The sequence below is a fragment of the Streptomyces sp. NPDC002690 genome, from assembly GCF_053592415.1.
Window position 1 is genome coordinate 1 of record NZ_JBSFVR010000148.1, and the last position, 17,730, is coordinate 17,730.

Below are 17,730 nucleotides of genomic sequence, written 5' to 3' on the forward strand. Positions count from 1 at the left end.
ACCGCGCCGCCGGTGCTGCTCCCCCGGCCGCCCGTCCGGCCGGCGCCCCTGCGACCGGTGCCGGCGAGCCCCGGGCCGGGCGCGTCCGCCGGCCCGGCCCACCCGGCGGGTCCCGTCACACAGCCGCTTCCGCCGTCTTTGCCCGTACGGCTGCGCATCCCCGCGCTCAAGGTGGACTCGCCGATGATGAAGCTGGGCCTCGACGCCTCCGGCGCGCTGGAGACTCCCCCCGACAACAACCCGGTGCTCAGCGGCTGGTACGCGGACGGGACGGTACCGGGGGCGGTGGGCACCGCCATCACGACCGGCCATGTCGACACCCGGCTCGGGCCCGGTGTGTTCTTCCTGCTGGGCGCCCTGCGCGAGGGCGCCACCGTCGAGATCGTCCGTGCGGACCGGAGCGTCGCCGTGTTCACGGTGTACGCCGTCGACTCCTACAGCAAGAAGGACTTCCCCGACGAGAAGGTCTACGGCCCCTCGGACCGGCCGGAGTTGCGGGTGATCACCTGCGGTGGCGAGTACGACAAGAGGTCCGGCTACCAGGAGAACGTCGTGGTCTTCGCGGCCCTGACCGGCTCCCGCTGACCTGCACACGTCGGTGGACAGCAGGCACACGCCGGTGACGACGGGCTCCCGGCGAACGCACCGGTCCCCGGCGGCCCGAGGGGCGCGCCGGGGACCGGTGATTCCGGATCAGTTCCGGTGGAGAAGGGTCGTCACGGCCTTCTGGAGCGCCCCCTCCGGGTCGGGCTCCGCGCCCTGTGCGCGCCAGGCGACGAATCCGTCGGGCCGTACCAGCACGGCGCCCTGGGCGGAGGTGCCGTGGACGGCGGCCCAGTCGGCGCCCTCCTCGGACCGCAGATCCGCGTCGGGGCCGGACCCGACCGTGAAGGCGTCCAGACGGATCGCCAGTCGCTTCGCCACCTGGCCGGCCGCGCCGCGCCACTCCGAGCTGTTCGCGTCGCAGAGCAGGACGAACGCCTGCTCGTAGAGGTCCAGCGTGGAGATCCGCTCGCCGTCGCGGTCGAGCCACATGTGCGGGGCGCGAGTGCCGGGCTCGCCCGTAAGACCGATGCCCTCGGGGACGACGGGGAGCTCCGGGTCGACGCCCAGGACCGCTCCCCGCACATAGCGGTAGCCGAGAGCGACGGAGAGCATGCCTCCCTGCCGGCCGCCACCGGGCCCACCGGGAGCACCCGGACCACCGGGCCCACCCGGACCACCGGGACCGCCCTGTCCGCCCGGGCCGCCGGGCCGGCCCTGTGCACCGGGGCCGCCCTGTCCTCCGGGCGGCCCGGCGTATCCCGGGTGGCTGTGCTCGCTCGACCGGGCCGAAGCGCGCGCGCTCGTGGCCTTCGCCACCGGGAGCCGCTCCGCCTCGTACGTGTCCAGCAGCCCCGGACCCGCCGCCCCGCCGGTAACAGCCGCGAGCTTCCACGCCAGGTTGTGCGCGTCCTGAATGCCGGTGTTCGAGCCGAACGCCCCCGTGGGAGACATCTCGTGGGCGGAGTCCCCGGCCAGGAAGACCCGACCGCAGGCGTACCTCTCGGCGACCCGCTCGGCCGCGTGCCAGGGGGCCTTGCCGGTGATCTCGACGTCGAGTTCCGGGTCGCCCACCGCCAGACGGATGTGCTCGGCGCACCGCTCGTCGGTGAAGTCCTCCAGCGTCTCGCCCCGGTCGGGCTGCCACGGCGCGTGAAAGACCCACCGCTCCTCGTTGTCGACCGGCAGCAACGCCCCGTCCGCCGCCGGGTTGGTCAGGTAGCAGACGATGAAGCGCCGGTCGCCGACCACGGAGGCGAGGCGGCGGGAGCGGAAGGTGATGCTGACGTTGTGGAAGAGGTCTCCGGGGCCGGTCTGGCCGATGCCCAGCTGCTCGCGGATGGGGCTGCGGGGGCCGTCGGCCGCGACCAGGTAGTCGGCGCGCACCGTGGTGTGTTCCCCGGTCTCCCGGTCCTTGACGACCGCGGTGACTCCGTCCAGGTCCTGCTCGAAGGTGAGCAGCTCGGTGGAGAACCGCAAGTCGCTGCCCTGATCCCGGGCGTGGTCGACCAGGACGGGTTCCAGGTCGTTCTGGCTGCACAGGCACCAGCCGCTCGGGCTGAACCGGGCGAGTCCATTGCCCGGGTCGATCTCCTTGAAGAGCCATTCCTGGTCGTCGCCGGTGAGCGAACCGGCTTGCAGGATGCCGTGGTTGTCGGCGAGTACGGATGCCGCGTCCCGGATGAGCCGCTCCGCGCCGGCGCTGCGGAACACCTCCATCGTGCGGACGTTGTTGCCCCGGCCCCGGGGGTGGGTCGAGGTGCTGCGGTGTTTCTCCACCAAGAGGTGGTCGACGCCGAGCCGGCTCAGGAAGAGAGAGGTGGACAACCCCACCAGGGAGCCGCCCACGATGAGGACAGGCACGCGGTGGTCGACGCTTTCGTTCATTCGATTGCTCCAGCTCAAAGGCATGGGGGACGCAGTGTCCATGCCCTGCCGGGAGGCGGTCGGCGGGGCTTGTGCCGACGCCTCACCTGAACGGTTCATAAATCTGGCGCCGCCCGTACCAGCGTTCCACGATCGGTCGCGGGAGCGGTGCGCGCGTCGCACGGGGCGGGACGTCACCCACCGGCAGGCAGGGACCTGCGCGACTTCCACCGAAACCTGCCCATGACGGGCGGGACGGGACAGGAGAACACAAGCGATGACAATCCTCTCGGAACGGGTATCCCAGTCCGCCTTCGACGGTTCGAGGCTCCGGGTCATACTGCTCCTTGACCTGCACGACGGCGCCCAGAACCAGTTCCTGGAGGCGTACGAGCACATGCGCAACCAGGTCGCCTCGATTCCCGGACACATCAGCGACCAGCTGTGCCAGTCCATCGAGAACCCCTCGCAGTGGCTCATCACCAGCGAGTGGGAGAGCGCGCCGCCCTTCCTGACCTGGGTGAACAGCGAAGAGCACGTGGCGACGGTGCAGCCGCTGCACAGCTGTGTACGCGACACCCGCTCACTGCGCTTCAGCGTGCTGCGGGAGACCGGGGCCGCGTTCGAGAGCACTCCGGAGCATGCCAAGGGCCGGCTCCAGTCCGCGCCACGTCTGGGCAACGGCGTCGTGCGCCACGCGCTGACCTTCACGGTGAAGCCGGGCACGGAGGAGATCGTCGCGAAGATCCTCGCCGACTACGACTCCCCGCAGGCCCAGGTCAACGAGAACACCCGGCTGCTGCGCACCTCGCTCTTCATGCGCGGCAACCGTGTCGTGCGGGCGGTCGAGATCGAGGGCGACCTGATGGCGGCCCTGCGGCACGTCTCCCGCCAGCCCGAGGTCAGGGCCGTGGAGGAGGCGATCAACCCGTACCTGGAGCAGGACCGGGACCTGAGCGACTCCAATTCCGCCCGGCTGTTCTTCACCCGGGCGGCCCTCCCGGCCGTCCACCATGTGACGGCCGGCCGCCACGACGCCGCCGACGTCCAGCGGCACGCGCTGTTCTACCAGGCCAAGGAAGGCTGCGGCATGGCGCTGGCCCGGCTGTTCGCGGGCCAGGACGAGGAGAACGCGGACGACGTCGCGAGCCCCATCGAGAGCAGCACGATCTTCCAGCGCGACGACGTCGTGGTGCGGCTCCTCGAGGTGAGCGGCCCGCTCGACGCGCAGCCCACGCAGGCGCTGGGCATCGGCGGCGACCGCAAGGCGGCCATGCTCGAACGCCTCCTCGACAGCGGTGCGCAGGGCATGCCGCGAGACGACGCGGAGGCCGCGCGCTTCCTCGCCCAGTCCGAGATGGACCTGATCACCGACCGTCGGTCCGCCGAGTCCTGACGCGTCACCGGCAACGGGGGCCGGCCCCGCCCTGCCGTCACACCTCACAACGTGCCTGGAGAAAAGCAGCCATGACCATCCACCGGCATCGCATCGTGGATCTCAGCGAGACCCAGCCCAACCGCAGGCGCGGCGGCGACCTCCGCGCCATGCTCACCCCGACGGCGGTCGGAGCCACCAGCGGTTTCATGGGGCTGGCCCTCGTCGACCCCGGTGACCGGATCGGCGAGCACTACCACCCCTACTCCGAGGAGTTCGTCTACGTCGTGGCCGGACAGCTCGAAGTGGACCTGGACGGCGAGACGTTTCCCATGCGGCCCGACCAGGGTCTGCTGATCCCCCCGCACGTCCGCCACCGCTTCCGCAACGTGGGGGACGTGGAGGCGCGCATGGTCTTCCACCTGGGCCCGCTCGCCCCGCGTCCCGAACTCGGCCACGTCGACACGGAGGTCACCGAGGCCACGGAGGCGAGCCGGACGGCCGAGCGCGGAGCGCCGCCAGAACGAACGGCGGCGTCCTCATGACCCGGCGCGTGGCCGTCACCGGGGTCGGCGTCGTCGCCCCCGGTGGCATCGGCGCCCCCGCGTTCTGGGACCTGCTCGCCAACGGCCGTACGGCGACCCGCGGGATCACCCTGTTCGACCCGACGCAGTTCCGCTCACGGATCGCCGCCGAGTGCGACTTCGATCCCGTCGCCCACGGCTTGGACGCGGACCTGATCGCCCGCTCCGACCGGTACGTCCAGTTCGCGCTGGTGGCGGCAAGGGAGGCGCTGGGCGACGCCGGGCTCGACCTGGAGAAGGAGGACCCCTGGCGCATCGGGGTGTCCCTCGGCACGGCGGTCGGCGGCACCACGCGTCTGGAGCACGACTACGTCGCGGTCAGCGAGAGCGGTGCGCGCTGGGACGTCGACCACCGGGCGGCCGGTGCCCACCTGGAGCGGGCGTTCGCGCCGAGCACTCTGGCCTCCGCGGTCGCGGAGGAAGTCGGTGCGCACGGGCCCGTGCAGACCGTCTCCACCGGCTGCACCTCCGGGCTCGACGCGATCGGGTACGCCTTCCACTCCGTGGAGGAGGGTCGTGTGGACGTCTGCGTCGCGGGGGCGTCCGACACCCCGATCACCCCGATCACGGTGGCCTGCTTCGACGCCATCAAGGCGACCTCGGCGAACAACGACGACCCGGAGCACGCCTCCCGGCCGTTCGACGCGCGCCGGGACGGGTTCGTGATGGGCGAGGGCGGTGCCGTCCTCATCCTGGAGGAGCTGGAGCACGCACGGGCCCGCGGGGCGACCGTCTACTGCGAGATCTCCGGGTACGCCACCTTCGGGAACGCGTACCACATGACCGGGCTGACACCGGAGGGGCTGGAGATGGCCGAGGCCATCAACACCGCCCTCGCGCACGCCCGCCTCGACGGATCGCAGGTCGACTACGTCAACGCACACGGTTCGGGCACCAAGCAGAACGACCGGCACGAGACGGCCGCGGTCAAGCGGGCTCTCGGCTCGCACGCGTACAAGGTGCCGATGAGCTCGATCAAGTCCATGGTCGGCCACTCGCTCGGCGCCATCGGGGCCATCGAGATCGCGGCGTGCGTGCTGGCCCTCAAACACCAGACGGTGCCGCCGACGGCCAACTACGAGACCGCGGACCCCGAGTGCGATCTCGACTACGTCCCGCGCACCGCACGGCCGCTCAAGCTGCGCAGTGTGCTCTCGGTCGGCAGCGGATTCGGGGGATTCCAGTCCGCCGTCGCCCTGACACGCTCGGGCGGGAGGACCTCATGAGCGCCCCGGCAGCCTCCGCGCACCGCACCTCCGTCATCACCGGGATCGGTGTCGTCGCCCCCAACGGGACCGGCGCCGGCGCCTTCTGGAAGCAGACCCAGGAGGGGGTCAGCGTCCTCGACCTGGTCTCCCGCGAGGGGTGCGAGAACCTCCCGCTCAAGGTCGCCGGCGAGGTCAGGGACTTCGATCCGGTCGCTTTCATCGAGGAGCGCTTCCTCGTCCAGACGGACCGCTTCACGCACTACGCCATGGCCGCCGCCGATCTCGCCCTCAGCGACGCGCGGCTCGGCCGCGCCGACTACGAGGACGCGCCGTTCAAGGTGGGCGTGGTCACCGCCGCCGGCTCGGGTGGCGGCGAGTTCGGCCAGCGCGAACTCCAGCGGCTGTGGGGGGAGGGTTCCCGTTTCGTCGGCCCGTACCAGTCCATCGCCTGGTTCTACGCGGCCAGCACCGGTCAGATCTCGATCCGGGGCGGCTTCAAGGGGCCGTGTGCCGTGGTGGCGAGCGACGAGGCCGGTGGTCTCGACGCGCTGATGCACGCGGCACGTTCCATCCGGCGGGGCACCGACGCCGTGGTGGTCGGCGCCGCCGAGGCGCCGCTCGCGCCGTACTCGGTCGTCTGCCAGCTCGGTTACACAGACCTCAGCCTCAGTGACGAACCCACCCGCGCCTACCGGCCGTTCACCGCGGACGCCTGTGGATTCGTACCCGCCGAAGGCGGCGGCATGCTGGTGGTCGAGGAGGAGGCGGCGGCCCGCGACCGCGGCGCCCGGGTGCGGGCCGAACTGGCCGGCCACGCGGCCACCTTCACCGGCGCGTCCCGCTGGGAGGAGTCCCGCGCGGGCCTCGCCCGCGCGATCGAGGGGGCACTGCGGGAGGCCGGCTGCGCACCGGAGGAGATCGACGTGGTCTTCGCGGACGCGCTCGGTGTGCCCTCGGCGGACCGGGCGGAGGCGCTGGCGATCGCCGACGCGCTCGGCGCGCACGGACGCCGGGTGCCGGTGACGGCACCCAAGACCGGGACCGGTCGCGCCTACTGCGGCGCGCCGGTGCTGGACACGGCAGCCGCCGTACTCGCCATGGAACACGGTCTGATCCCGCCGACGCCCAACGTCTTCGACGTGTGCCACGACCTGGACGTGGTCACCGGGCGGGCGCGCCCAGCCGAACTGCGCACGGCGCTCGTACTGAGCCGCGGCCTGATGGGGTCGAACTCGGCCCTCGTGCTGCGCCGCCCCACCGACACCCCGCTGTAGAAGGAGTGGTCCCCATGCCCGATCAGCTGACGTACGAAGAACTGGCCGCCCTGATGAAGAGCGGCGCCGGCCTCAACGCCACCGCCTCCGAGATGGCGAGCCGTCCCACCTCGGCCTTCGAGGACTACGGCCTGGACTCGCTCGGCCTGCTGGGCATCGTGGCCGTGCTGGAGAACCGCTACGGCCACGCGCTGCCGGCCGACGCCGACCAGTGCAAGACGCCCGCCGAGTTCCTCGACCTCGTCAACAACACCCTCGTGACAGGAGCCTGACGTGTCCGGACACACCGAGAACGAGATCATCATCGCCGCGCCCCTGGATCTCGTCTGGGAGACGACGAACGATCTGGAGAACTGGCCGCAGCTGTTCAGCGAGTACGCGGCGGTCGAGGTCCTCAAGCGGGAGGGACAGAAGACGACCTTCCGTCTCACCATGCACCCCGACGACAACGGCAAGATCTGGAGCTGGGTCTCGGAGCGGACCACCGACCGGTCGGGACGGAACGTGCAGGCCCGTCGGGTCGAGCCCGGGCCGTTCCAGCACATGGACATCCGGTGGGAGTACACGGAGGTCCAGGGCGGTACGCGGATGCTCTGGCGGCAGGACTTCGCGATGCGCCCGGACGCCCCGGTGGACGACGCGTGGATGACCGACAACATCAACCGCAACTCCCGTGTCCAGATGGAGCTCATCCGCGACAAGATCGAGCAGCGCGACCGTGAGCGCCGCTCCGCGGCCGTACCCGCCAACTAGAGGTTGTCCGGTCCTCCGGCGGACCGGGGTCGCCCCGGTCCGCCACCGGCAACCCCTGATGCCCCGAAAGGCAGCCAGATGCACCACGCTCTGATCGTCGCCCGGATGGCTCCGGGTTCGGCTCCGGACATCGCGAAGCTGTTCGAGGCCTCCGACAACACGGACCTCCCCCACCTCGTCGGTGTCCACCGCCGCACCCTGTTCCAGTTCGGCGACGTGTACCTGCACCTGATCGAGTCCGACCGTCCCCCGGGCCCGGAGATCGCGAAGGTGACGGAGCACCCGGAGTTCAAGGCCATCAGCGACCGGCTCACCGCCTTCGTGAGCCCGTACGACCCGCAGACCTGGCGCGGTCCGAAGGACGCGATGGCCCAGCCGTTCTACACGTGGCAGCGGTAGGTCTCGCTCCCGCACACAAGAAGATCGCCCCGGGTCCGGCACTTCGGTGCCGGACCCGGGGCGTTTCGGTGGCGCGGCCGGTTTACGGCACGGTGCACTCGAAGGCGTGGAGGTAGGCGTTGACCGGGTGGATCTCGCCGACCCGGAGACCCGCCTCGGACATGCGCCCGAGCAGACTCTCCCGGGTGTGCTTCGCTCCCCCGACGTTGAGCAGAAGCAGCAGGTCCATGGCGGTGGTGAACCGCATCGACGGGGTGTCGTCGACGAGGTTCTCGATGATCACCACGCGGGCGCCGGGGCGGGCCGCGGCGACGACGTTGGCGAGGGTCCTGCGGGTGCTCTCGTCGTCCCATTCGAGGATGTTCTTGATGATGTAGAGATCGACCTCGAACGGGATGTCCTCGCGGCAGTCGCCGGCCACGATCCGCACCCGGTCGGCGAGCGGGCCGCCGTCCCGCAGCCGCGCGTCCGCGCGGGCCACGACGCCCGGCAGGTCCATGAGGGTTCCCCGGACCGAGGGGTGCTTCTCCAGCAGGCTGGCGAGCACATGTCCCTGGCCGCCGCCGATGTCGGCGACGGAGGAGACGCCGGTCAGGTCGAGCAATTCGGCGACGTCCCGTGCGGACTGCACGCTGGACGTGGTCATCGCCCGGTTGAACACGTGGGCGGACTCGCCGGCGTCCTGGTGGAGGTAGTCGAAGAAGCCCTTGCCGAAGGTCTCGGGGAAGACGCTCGATCCTGTGCGCACCGCGTCCTCCAGACGCGGCCAGACGTCCCAGGTCCAGGGCTCGGTGCACCACAGGGAGATGTAGCGCAGGCTGTGCGGGTCGTCCTCGCGCAGCAGCCGGGACGTGTCGGTGTGGACGAACTTGCCGTCCTCCGTCTCGGCGAAGACGCCGTAGCAGGTCAGCGCCCGCAGCAGTCGGCGGAGCGGTACGGGCTCGGCGTCCACCACGAGGGCGAGTTCGGCCGCGGAGGCCGGGGTCTCACCGAGGGCGTCCGCGACGCCCAGCCGGGCCGCCGCGCGGACGGCCGCGGCGCACGCGGCTCCGAAGGCGAGCTCCCGCAGGCGCATGGACGGCGGCGGGGTCGGGGCGCCGGTGTGGACGTGGGGCGCGGCGAGGGTGGAGGTGAGGGGTGCCTTCTCGGGGCTGGTCTCGGGGGTGGGGCTCACGGTGGTCATGCGGTCTTGGTCCTCCTGGTGCGGCGGTGGGTGGTCATTCGGCACACATCCCGGCCGGTACGGAGGTGGCGCAGGTGTTACCGACGAAGGTGTTGCCGGTGCCCGAGGTGTCGCGGTCGGCGAGGTCGGCCGGGCTGTTGCCGCTCACGAGGTTGTCCTGGACGGTGTTGTCGGTGTTGAGGGCGCCCACGAAGCTCTTGATGAGCACGATGCCGCCGGAGAAGTCGGTGGAGCCGGCGTTGTCCTGGATGACGTTGGACCGCACCACCGTGCTCTCGCTGCCGGTCAGGACGATGCCGGACCCCTGGATCGCGGAGAGGCGCGGGGTCGCCGCGCAGAGCTTGTTGTTCTTCACGATGCGGTTGCCGCTGATCGTCATCGCACCGGCAGCGGGCTTGGACTCGTCGCCCACGACGAAGATCCCGCTGCAGTTGCCGGTGATGGTGTTGTCGTCGACCAGCAGGTTCCTGACCCGGCGTACGGTGACGCCGATGCGGTTGCCGCTCACCGCGTTGTCCGCGATGGTCGTCCCGCCGGTGTCCGTGGCTCCGCCCTCCTCGTTGACCGCGTTCGCGACGAAGATCCCCGCGTCGCCGTTGCCGGTGGCGGTGTTGTGCCGGATGTCGGCGCGGGTCGAGTGCTCCTGGGCGATGCCCCAGGTGCCGTTGTCCCGGGCGGTCACCCTGCGGACGGAGAGCCCGTCGGTCCGGGACGCCCAGACGCCGTTCTTGGCGAAGCCGGTGACGGTGAGCGCACGGATTCGGACGCCGTCGACGGGGTTCTTCTCGGTGCCGACGACGCAGATGCCGTTGCCGCCCGCCGCGCACGCGTTGACCGCCCTCGGCCCCTTGGCGGCGGCGGGAGCACCCTGTGTCGCCTTGGCGGGCGTCGTCCCGGCGGGCGCCTCGGCGGGGGTCTCAGGCGTCGTCCCGGCGGGGGTCTCAGGCGTCGTCCCGGTGGACGTCCCGGCGGGCGTCTCGGCCGCCTGGGGTGCGAGAACCGTACGTTCACCCGTCCCGCGCAGTGTCAGGCCCGGCGTGGTGATCAGCACACTCTCGCGGTAGGTGCCGGGCAGAACGACGACGGTGTCGCCGGGGTGGGCGGCGTCGACCGCCTCCTGAATCGATTCTCCTGGGTGTACCACGTGTTCGTGGTGTGCGGACGCTGCCGTGGGAGCGGCCGAGAGCCCCAGGACGGTGGCCGTGACGGCAGTGACGCCCGCCAGGCATTTCATGTGTTTTGTTCTCATGAGCCGAAGCTATGGGCGATCAACCGCCTACGCCACGCAGGGTGAGCGAGTGGATACAACGCGCGCCCCTGAATGGGTTACAGGCACGCCCCACGGCCCCGCTCGCCCTGCCGCGCCGGAGCCCCGACCGACTCAGTGGGCGTCCCCCGTCGTGGACGAGGTGATGATGTCTCCGTGCGCGAAGTCCCCCGGAGGGATTCCCGGATGGTGGCTCTCGGACCCCGGATGCGGGGCGGAGGTCCCCAGCGACAGCCGGGAGACGATCCGGTAGCGGTCGCCCCGGTAGAGGGAGTGCACGTACTCGACGGGCCGGCCCGCCGTGTCGGTGGTGAGGCGCTCGATCAGCAGGGCGGGCGAGAGGACCGGCATGTCGAGGACCGCGGCCTCGGCCTCGTTGATGACGGTCGGTTCGATGGACTGGACCGCTTGGTCGACGTGGACGTGGTGGTGCTCGCGCAGGTGATCGTAGAGGTCGCCCGCTTCCAGCTCCTGCGGCGTGAGGGAGGGGACGAGCTCCGCCGGGATGTGCAGGTGTTCGATCGCCATCGGTGAGCCGTCGACCAGCCGCAGCCGGGCTATGTAGACCACCTCGGCGGCGGGCGACACCCGCAGCTTGCGGCCGATGCGCGCACCGGCACGGATCGTGTCGAGCTGCAGGAGCCTGCTGGACCAGACACCTGCCGCCCGGGGCACCACGAAGGCGGCATCGTCCGAGACGAGTTCCTGGGTGATCTTGGCCGGGGCCACGAACATTCCGCGCCCGTGTTCGCGCACGAGCTGTCCGGTTGCGACGAGTTCGTCCACCGCGGCCCGCAACGTGGGTCGCGAGACACCCAGTTCGGCACTGAGGGTGCGCTCCGAGGGAATGGCGTCCCCGGGACGCCGCACCTCGATCAGGCCGAGCAGGTGCTCACGGACCCGCTCCCGCTTGAGTACGCCGCCTGAGCCTGAGGAGCTGTTCTGCATGGATCCGACCTCTCCGCCTCTTCGTCGGCAACTGGTCCGGTGGTAAATGATGAATGGTGCAACCTTGAGCAACCCTGAGTCTACAACGCACCTAACTGCCCTTATTACTTGGAGGGTTGACGCCACCACTGGTCTATGCCACCTTCTAGCCACGCCGTTGTCCAGTTGACCAATTGGTCAACTCTTTTTCGAGGTGAATCCAGTGAAGATCCGCTTCATCCCGGCCGCGGTCGCCCTGGCGGCAACCTGTGCGCTCACCGCGTGCGACAGCACCTCCTCCGGGTCCGACCAGTCGGACGGACCCTCCACGCTGACCGTCTGGATCATGAAGGACAGCGTCTCCGACTCCTATCTCCAGCGGTTCGAGAAGGACTTCGAGTCCCAGCACCGGGGGACCGACCTGGACATCCAGATACAGGAGTGGGACGGGATCGGTGAGAAGATCACCGCCGCTCTCGCCAGCAAGGACGCCCCTGACGTGCTGGAGGTGGGCAACACGCAGGTCGCGCAGTACGCGCAGAGCGGCGGGGTGCTCGATCTCAGCGACAAGGTGACGGAGTTGCAGGGGGCCGACTGGCTGCCTGGTCTCGCCGAACCGGGGAAGGTCGACGGGAAGCAGTACGGCATCCCCTGGTACGCGGCCAACCGCGTGGTGATCTACAACAAGGACCTCTTCGCGAAGGCCGGCGTCACCGCGCCGCCCAAGACCCGCGAGGAGTGGCTGGAGATCACCGGGAAGCTCGACAAGGGCGGCACGCAGGGCATCTACCTCCCCGGCCAGAACTGGTACACCCTGGCCGGCTTCGTGTGGGAGGAGGGCGGCGAGCTGGCGGTCAAGGACGGCGACACGTGGCGGGGCGCGCTCGAAAGCCCCGAGGCGCTCAAGGGCATGGAGTTCTACGAGCAGCTCCAGGCTCTGGGCAAGGGGCCCAAGGACTCTGACGAGGCCAAGCCTCCCCAGGCGGACGTCTTCGCCAAGGGCGACGTCGCCCAGATCATCGCCGTGCCCGGCGGCGCGAAGATCGTGGAGCAGGCGAACCCCGCCCTCGCGGGCAAGCTCGGCTTCTTCCCGATCCCCGGCAAGACGGCCGGTAAGCCGGGAGCGACCTTCACCGGAGGCTCCGACCTCATCGTCCCCGTGGCCTCGGCCCACCAGAAGGCGGCGTACGAGGTGATCGCGGCGCTCGCCGGCGAGAAGGAGCAGACCGAACTCGCCCGCACCATGAGCTACGTGCCCAACCGGACGTCCCTGGCCGGTGTCCTCAAGGACGACGAGGGCAACGCGGCGATGGCCGCCGCCGCGGCGCAGGGACGCGCCACGCCCAACTCCCCCGAGTGGGCCGCCGTCGAGGCGACCAACCCGATCAAGGAGTACATGACGGCCGTGCTCACCGGGACCGACCCGGCGAAGGCGGCGAAGGCCGCGTCCGACGCCATCAGCAAGACCCTCAACCCGTGAGCCGGACAGCGCCCGAAGGGGGACGGGCATGACGCGGACCGCGGACATGGCCGGCACGGCGGAGGCCGCACCGGCCGGCCCCACCGCCCCGGAGGCCCCTCCCCCGGCCGGGGTGACGGGCGGACCCCGCCGCGGTGTGCCGGGCGCCCTCTGGCCGTATCTGCTGATCGCTCCGACCGTGGTCGGGTTCGCCTTCCTGCTGGCCTATCCCCTCGCGCGTAACCTGCTGATCTCCTTCCAGCACTACGGCATGGCCGAACTGATCCGCGGGGACGCGGAGTTCGCGGGCCTGGAGAACTACTCGGCGATCCTGCGGGACGGCGAGTTCTGGGAGGTGGCGCGGCGCACGCTCTGGTGGACCGCGGTCAACGTCGCGCTCATCATGGTGATCGGTACGGGCGTCGCGCTGATGCTGCAACGGCTCGGCAAGCGGATGCGGACCCTGGTCCTCGTGGGGCTGGTGCTCGCCTGGGCGAGTCCGGTGATCGCCGCCACCACGGTCTTCCAGTGGCTCTTCTCCTCCCGGCTCGGAGTGGTCAACTGGCTGCTGGTCCGGATGGGGTTCGACTCCTTCGAGAACTACTCCTGGTTCGCGCACGGTCCGGCCGCCTTCACCGTCCTGGTGCTGCTCGTGGTGTGGCAGTCGGTGCCGTTCGTCGCCGTCACCCTGCACTCCGCGCTGACCACGGTGCCGGCCGAACTCTTCGAGTCCGCCCGGATCGACGGGGCCGGCGGCTGGCGGATCTTCCGCTCCATCACGCTGCCGGTCCTGCGGCCGATCTTCGGTCTGGTGCTGAGCCTGGAGGTCATCTGGGTCTTCCGGTGCTTCGCGCAGATCTGGGCGGTCACCAAGGGCGGGCCGGGCGGCGCGACCACCACGCTGCCCGTCTACGCCTACCAGGTCGCCCAGTCCCTGCACCGCTACGACCTCGGGGCCGCGGCGGCGACCCTCACGGTGCTGGTTCTGGTCGGCGCGCTGATCCTCTACTTCCGCCAGATGTTCCGCCAGGAGGCCGAGCTGTGAGCGCCCGTCCCGTCCGCGTTCTCCTGCGCGGACTGCCCCTGAACGCCGGGGCGCTGGTCGTCTTCGGCCTGAGCGTCTTCCCCGTCTACTGGATGATCCTCACCGCGTTCAAGCCGACCGCGGACATCCAGGCCGAGACTCCCGTGTTCCTGCCCACCTCGCTGACGCTGGAGCACTTCTCCGACGCGGTGACGGCCGACGGTTTCTGGTCGTTCTGGCGCAACAGCCTCCTCGTCACCGCCGGCTGCGTGCTGCTGGCCCTCGTCGTCGCCCTCGGCGCGGCGTTCGCGGTGGCCCGGATGCGCTGGAAGGGCCGGCGGGGCTTCGTCCTGATGGTGTTCGTCGCGCAGGTCGCCCCCTGGGAGGCGCTGCTGATCCCGATGTACGTCATCGCCCGCGACACCGACATGCTCGACCGGCTCACGACCCTGACCCTCGTCTACTTCATGATCACGCTGCCGTTCACCATCGTGACCCTGCGGAGCTTCCTCTCCGCCATCCCGGCCGAGCTGGAGGAGGCGGCCCAGGTGGACGGCTGCACCCGGGCCGCCGCCTTCCGCCGGGTCACCTTCCCGCTGCTGGCACCGGGGCTGCTCGCCACCTCCCTCTTCGGCTTCATCACCGCGTGGAACGAGTTCGCCTTCGCCAACATGCTGATCATCAAGGACCAGGACGACCGGACGCTGCCCGTCTGGCTCTCCTCGTTCTCGAACGTCTTCGGTACCGACTGGGGCGCCACCATGGCGGCATCCACCCTCTTCGCGCTGCCCGTCCTCGTCCTCTTCCTCGTTCTCCAGCGACGGGTCGCCACCGGTATGACCGGTGGCGCGGTCAAGGGATAGGAGAAACCGTGTCCATGCCCCCCACCGGCCTCGGCCTCGTACCGGGCCCCTTGAGGCTCCATCTGCGACGGGGCCGGTTCACCTTCGACAGCGCCACGGCGATCCGCGCCACCCCGGGCACCGAGCCCGCCGCCCTGCTGCTGCGTACCCTGCTCGCCCCGGCCACCGGGCTGCCGCTGCCTCTCACGGAGGACGGCCGGGTCGTCCTCGCCCTCGACCCCGATCTCACCGGCCTCGGCACCCAGGGCTACGGACTGACCGTCAGCGAGGACGCCGTCCTGCTGCGGGCGGCCCGGCCGGAGGGACTGCTGCACGGCGTCCAGACCCTTCGTCAGCTTCTCCCGCCCGCCGCCCTCTCGGCCGGCCCGGTGCACGGCACACCGTGGTCGGTCCCCTGCCTGGAGACGACGGACGTGCCGCGCTTCGCCTGGCGCGGGGCGATGCTCGACGTGGCCCGTCATTTCCAGCCCGTCTCGTTCCTGCGACGCTTCACGGACCTGCTGGCCCTGCACAAACTGAACGTTCTGCACCTGCACCTCACCGACGACCAGGGATGGCGGATGCCGGTCGGCGCCTACCCCCGGCTCACCGAGGTGGGCGGGCTGCCGCACGGAGGCGCGTACACCCGCCGGGAACTGACGGACCTGGTGGCGTACGCCGCCGACCGCGGGGTGACCGTCGTCCCGGAGATCGAGATGCCCGGCCACGTCCGCGCCGCTCTCGCCGCCTACCCGCACCTCGGCAACTTCCCCGACCGCCGGCTGGACGTCTGGGACCGCCACGGCGTGTGCGACACCGTCCTGGGTGTCCACGACGAGGCTCTCGACTTCTGCCGGACCGTGCTCGGCGAGGTCATGGAGGTCTTCCCCTCGGAGTACATCCATGTCGGCGGCGACGAGTGCCCGACCGACGAGTGGCACTCCTCGCCCACCGCGCTTCGGCGCGTCGCCGACGAGGGGCTGGCCGGTCCCGGGGCGCTCCGCGGCTGGCTGATGGAGCGGGTCGGGACGTTCCTGGCCGAACACGGCAGACGCCCGCTCGGCTGGACCGACCGCGGGGACGATCTGCCGGAGTCCTTCACCGTCATGGCCTGGCGGGACCAGGAGCACGGTCTCGCCGCCGCGCGCACCGGTCATCCGGTGATCATGGCGCCGCACCGCTCCACCTACCTGGACTACCCGCAGTCCACGCACCCGCAGGAGCCGCCGGGCCAGCCCGGCTTCCTCGTGGACCTGCCGACCGTCTACGCCACCGACCCCGCGCCGGCCCACTGGGACGCGACGGAGTCCGCGCAAGTGCTCGGTACACAGGCGCAGTTGTGGACCGAGTACGTGCCCACCGCCGCACACGCCGAGTACCTCGTCTTCCCCCGGCTGTGCGCCCTGGCCGACACCGCCTGGTCCGGCGGACACGACTGGGACGGATTCCAGGCGCGGCTGGACCACCACAAGACCCGGCTCGACACCCTCGGCGTGCCGAGCCGTCCCTCCACGCTCCACCATCCCGAGAGGAACTCCAGGTGACGAGCACCAGCACGAGCAGAAGAGCACGCACCCACAGCGGCGTCTCCCGCGTCCGCGTCGCACTGGCCGCCACCGCACTGGCGGGCCTCGGCTGCGCCACCCTGGCGGCCGTTCCCGCCACCGCGGCGGGCGAGCCCCTGACGATCCAGTACCGGCAGAGCTCCACCGGCTCCGACCAGGCGGAACCCTGGCTCAAGGCCGTCAACACCGGCAGCGCGTCCGTCTCCCTCGCCCAGGTCAAGATCCGCTACTACTTCAAGGCGGACTCCGGGGCCTCGTACACCTACGCCTGTTCCTGGGCGGTCAAGGGGTGCGCCAACATCACCGGAACCTTCGGCACGCTGTCCAGCCCCACCGCGACGGCCGACCGGTACCTGGAGATCGGCTTCACCGCCGGCGCCGGCTCGCTCGCCCCGGGCGCGGACACCGGCGACATGCAGCTGCGGTTCTACCGCTCCAACTGGCAGCCGCTGAACCAGTCCGACGACTACTCGTTCGGGTCCGCGCAGACCTCGTACGCGAACTGGTCCAAGGTCACCGCGGCCGTCGGCGGTACCCAGGTGTGGGGCACGGCGCCCACCGGTAACAACCCGACCGACCCCACAGGTCCGACGAACCCGACCGACCCGCCCGCCGCCGGACCCCGGCTCTTCGACGACTTCAACTACACGTCGTACAGCGACCCGGCGATCGGCACCCACGGCTGGAACGTACGTTCCAACTCGGGCGGTCCCGGGGTGCCGGGCGCGAGCTGGCCGGCCGAGAACGTCACCTTCGCCAAGGAGGGGACCAACTCGATCATGAACCTGGAGACCTCCACCGCCGGTACGGCGGAGAGCACCGAGCAGAGCGAAGTGCTCACCAAGGCGACGAAGTTCCGCAACGGCACCTACGCGGCGCGGGTGCGGTTCGCCGACGCTCCGAAGTCCGGCCCTGACGGGGACCACCTCGTCAGCACCTTCTTCACCATCAACGACCTCAAGGCCCCGATGGCCGACGACTACGCCGAGTACGACTTCGAGTACCTGCCCAACGGCGGCTGGGGCGAGCCCTCGAACATCCTCTACACCACGTCCTGGGAGACCTACCGCCCCGACCCGTGGGAGGCGGTCAACCAGCATTCCGAATCACGGACCAGCTACGCGGGCTGGCACGACCTCGTCCTCACCATCGACGACACCGCCATCGTCTACTACATCGACGGCGTCGAGTTCGGCCGCCACGACTCCCGCTACCTGCCGGAGCGGCCGATGTCCATCAACTTCAACCAGTGGCTGATCGACCTCGCGGGCCAGACCAGCACCACCCCGCGCGCCTACGACCAGAAGGTCGACTGGGTGCTGCACGTCAAGGACCAGGTGCTGACCCCGGCCCAAGTCACCGCGGAGATCGCCGCCTACCGGGCGGCGGGCAAGACCTTCGAGGACACGGTGCCGGCGGCCTGATGCACCGGTCCTTCCCGCCGGACCCCGTCCGGCGGGA

General features: G+C 70.7%; 17 protein-coding genes. 13 read left to right on the forward strand and 4 right to left on the reverse strand.

Annotated features, from left to right (window positions below; all coding sequences use genetic code 11):
* On the forward strand, positions 1–585 hold a 585-nt coding region (locus ACWD3D_RS19440), incomplete at its 5' end, for a class F sortase (RefSeq protein WP_451462072.1).
* Positions 586–693: 108 nt separating this feature from the next.
* Here the strand turns inward: ACWD3D_RS19440 and ACWD3D_RS19445 are convergent.
* Positions 694–2,430: an FAD-dependent oxidoreductase gene (locus ACWD3D_RS19445; RefSeq protein WP_451462073.1), complete on the reverse strand. Its 1,737-nt coding sequence runs from the start codon at positions 2,428–2,430 to the stop codon at positions 694–696.
* 256 nt (positions 2,431–2,686) lie between these two features.
* Between ACWD3D_RS19445 and ACWD3D_RS19450 the strand changes: the two genes are divergently transcribed.
* From ACWD3D_RS19450 to ACWD3D_RS19480, 7 genes are all read left to right on the forward strand, one after another.
* Complete coding sequence (locus ACWD3D_RS19450; RefSeq protein ID WP_451462074.1) at positions 2,687–3,805, forward strand: SchA/CurD-like domain-containing protein; 1,119 nt, start codon at positions 2,687–2,689, stop codon at positions 3,803–3,805.
* A 71-nt stretch (positions 3,806–3,876) separates the two neighbouring features.
* On the forward strand, positions 3,877–4,329 hold the full coding sequence (locus ACWD3D_RS19455) for a cupin domain-containing protein (protein WP_451462075.1): 453 nt from the start codon (positions 3,877–3,879) through the stop codon (positions 4,327–4,329).
* Entirely contained in the window at positions 4,326–5,594 is a 1,269-nt protein-coding gene (locus ACWD3D_RS19460) for a beta-ketoacyl-[acyl-carrier-protein] synthase family protein (RefSeq protein ID WP_451462076.1), read from the forward strand. Before ACWD3D_RS19455 ends, ACWD3D_RS19460 begins: the two co-directional genes overlap by 4 nt.
* Positions 5,591–6,850, forward strand: a complete 1,260-nt coding sequence (locus tag ACWD3D_RS19465; protein ID WP_451462077.1) for a ketosynthase chain-length factor — start codon at positions 5,591–5,593, stop codon at positions 6,848–6,850. The genes ACWD3D_RS19460 and ACWD3D_RS19465 overlap by 4 nt, the downstream gene beginning before the upstream one ends.
* Positions 6,851–6,864: 14 nt before the next feature.
* Positions 6,865–7,122 carry an acyl carrier protein gene (locus tag ACWD3D_RS19470; protein ID WP_451462078.1) on the forward strand — a complete coding sequence of 86 codons (258 nt, stop codon included), beginning with the start codon at positions 6,865–6,867 and terminating at the stop codon, positions 7,120–7,122.
* A 1-nt stretch (position 7,123) separates the two neighbouring features.
* Positions 7,124–7,603: an SRPBCC family protein gene (locus tag ACWD3D_RS19475; protein WP_451462079.1), complete on the forward strand. Its 480-nt coding sequence runs from the start codon at positions 7,124–7,126 to the stop codon at positions 7,601–7,603.
* Positions 7,604–7,681: 78 nt separating this feature from the next.
* Complete coding sequence (locus tag ACWD3D_RS19480; protein ID WP_328723156.1) at positions 7,682–8,002, forward strand: TcmI family type II polyketide cyclase; 321 nt, start codon at positions 7,682–7,684, stop codon at positions 8,000–8,002.
* Between the two features lie 82 nt (positions 8,003–8,084).
* Here the strand turns inward: ACWD3D_RS19480 and ACWD3D_RS19485 are convergent, their stop codons facing one another.
* The 3 genes from ACWD3D_RS19485 to ACWD3D_RS19495 all read right to left on the reverse strand — a co-directional run bounded on the left by ACWD3D_RS19485 (position 8,085) and on the right by ACWD3D_RS19495 (position 11,400).
* Positions 8,085–9,185 carry a methyltransferase gene (locus ACWD3D_RS19485; protein ID WP_451462080.1) on the reverse strand — a complete coding sequence of 367 codons (1,101 nt, stop codon included), beginning with the start codon at positions 9,183–9,185 and terminating at the stop codon, positions 8,085–8,087.
* Positions 9,186–9,219: 34 nt separating this feature from the next.
* Complete coding sequence (locus tag ACWD3D_RS19490) at positions 9,220–10,434, reverse strand: right-handed parallel beta-helix repeat-containing protein (protein WP_451462081.1); 1,215 nt, start codon at positions 10,432–10,434, stop codon at positions 9,220–9,222.
* Positions 10,435–10,566: 132 nt separating this feature from the next.
* The gene (locus ACWD3D_RS19495) at positions 10,567–11,400 is read right to left on the reverse strand and encodes a GntR family transcriptional regulator (RefSeq protein WP_451462082.1); all 834 of its coding nucleotides are present in this window, start codon (positions 11,398–11,400) and stop codon (positions 10,567–10,569) included.
* Positions 11,401–11,602: 202 nt separating this feature from the next.
* On the opposite strand from ACWD3D_RS19495, the gene ACWD3D_RS19500 reads away from it, so the two are divergent.
* Genes ACWD3D_RS19500 through ACWD3D_RS19520 form a run of 5 tightly spaced genes read left to right on the forward strand, consistent with a single transcriptional unit; the run spans position 11,603 to position 17,693 of the window.
* Positions 11,603–12,859 (forward strand): extracellular solute-binding protein, encoded by a 1,257-nt coding sequence (locus ACWD3D_RS19500; protein WP_451462083.1) that lies wholly within the window; start codon positions 11,603–11,605, stop codon positions 12,857–12,859.
* Between the two features lie 28 nt (positions 12,860–12,887).
* Complete coding sequence (locus tag ACWD3D_RS19505) at positions 12,888–13,883, forward strand: carbohydrate ABC transporter permease (RefSeq protein WP_451462084.1); 996 nt, start codon at positions 12,888–12,890, stop codon at positions 13,881–13,883.
* Entirely contained in the window at positions 13,880–14,725 is an 846-nt protein-coding gene (locus ACWD3D_RS19510) for a carbohydrate ABC transporter permease (RefSeq protein WP_451462085.1), read from the forward strand. Before ACWD3D_RS19505 ends, ACWD3D_RS19510 begins: the two co-directional genes overlap by 4 nt.
* Before the next feature lie 14 nt (positions 14,726–14,739).
* On the forward strand, positions 14,740–16,248 hold the full coding sequence (locus ACWD3D_RS19515; protein WP_451462087.1) for a beta-N-acetylhexosaminidase: 1,509 nt from the start codon (positions 14,740–14,742) through the stop codon (positions 16,246–16,248).
* A complete protein-coding gene (locus tag ACWD3D_RS19520; protein WP_451462086.1) occupies positions 16,245–17,693 on the forward strand; it encodes a cellulose binding domain-containing protein in 1,449 nt (482 codons plus the stop codon). Before ACWD3D_RS19515 ends, ACWD3D_RS19520 begins: the two co-directional genes overlap by 4 nt.
* Positions 17,694–17,730: the final 37 nt, after the last annotated feature.

What these genes read in the sequence shown, in the direction of transcription:
- ACWD3D_RS19445 (WP_451462073.1), bottom strand. Translation starts at nt 2,430, where the DNA reads ATGAACGAAAGCGTCGACCACCGCGTGCCTGTCCTCATCGTGGGCGGC.
- ACWD3D_RS19450 (WP_451462074.1), top strand. Translation starts at nt 2,687, where the DNA reads ATGACAATCCTCTCGGAACGGGTATCCCAGTCCGCCTTCGACGGTTCG.
- ACWD3D_RS19455 (WP_451462075.1), top strand. Translation starts at nt 3,877, where the DNA reads ATGACCATCCACCGGCATCGCATCGTGGATCTCAGCGAGACCCAGCCC.
- ACWD3D_RS19460 (WP_451462076.1), top strand. Translation starts at nt 4,326, where the DNA reads ATGACCCGGCGCGTGGCCGTCACCGGGGTCGGCGTCGTCGCCCCCGGT.
- ACWD3D_RS19465 (WP_451462077.1), top strand. Translation starts at nt 5,591, where the DNA reads ATGAGCGCCCCGGCAGCCTCCGCGCACCGCACCTCCGTCATCACCGGG.
- ACWD3D_RS19470 (WP_451462078.1), top strand. Translation starts at nt 6,865, where the DNA reads ATGCCCGATCAGCTGACGTACGAAGAACTGGCCGCCCTGATGAAGAGC.
- ACWD3D_RS19480 (WP_328723156.1), top strand. Translation starts at nt 7,682, where the DNA reads ATGCACCACGCTCTGATCGTCGCCCGGATGGCTCCGGGTTCGGCTCCG.
- ACWD3D_RS19485 (WP_451462080.1), bottom strand. Translation starts at nt 9,185, where the DNA reads ATGACCACCGTGAGCCCCACCCCCGAGACCAGCCCCGAGAAGGCACCC.
- ACWD3D_RS19490 (WP_451462081.1), bottom strand. Translation starts at nt 10,434, where the DNA reads ATGAGAACAAAACACATGAAATGCCTGGCGGGCGTCACTGCCGTCACG.
- ACWD3D_RS19495 (WP_451462082.1), bottom strand. Translation starts at nt 11,400, where the DNA reads ATGCAGAACAGCTCCTCAGGCTCAGGCGGCGTACTCAAGCGGGAGCGG.
- ACWD3D_RS19505 (WP_451462084.1), top strand. Translation starts at nt 12,888, where the DNA reads ATGACGCGGACCGCGGACATGGCCGGCACGGCGGAGGCCGCACCGGCC.
- ACWD3D_RS19515 (WP_451462087.1), top strand. Translation starts at nt 14,740, where the DNA reads ATGCCCCCCACCGGCCTCGGCCTCGTACCGGGCCCCTTGAGGCTCCAT.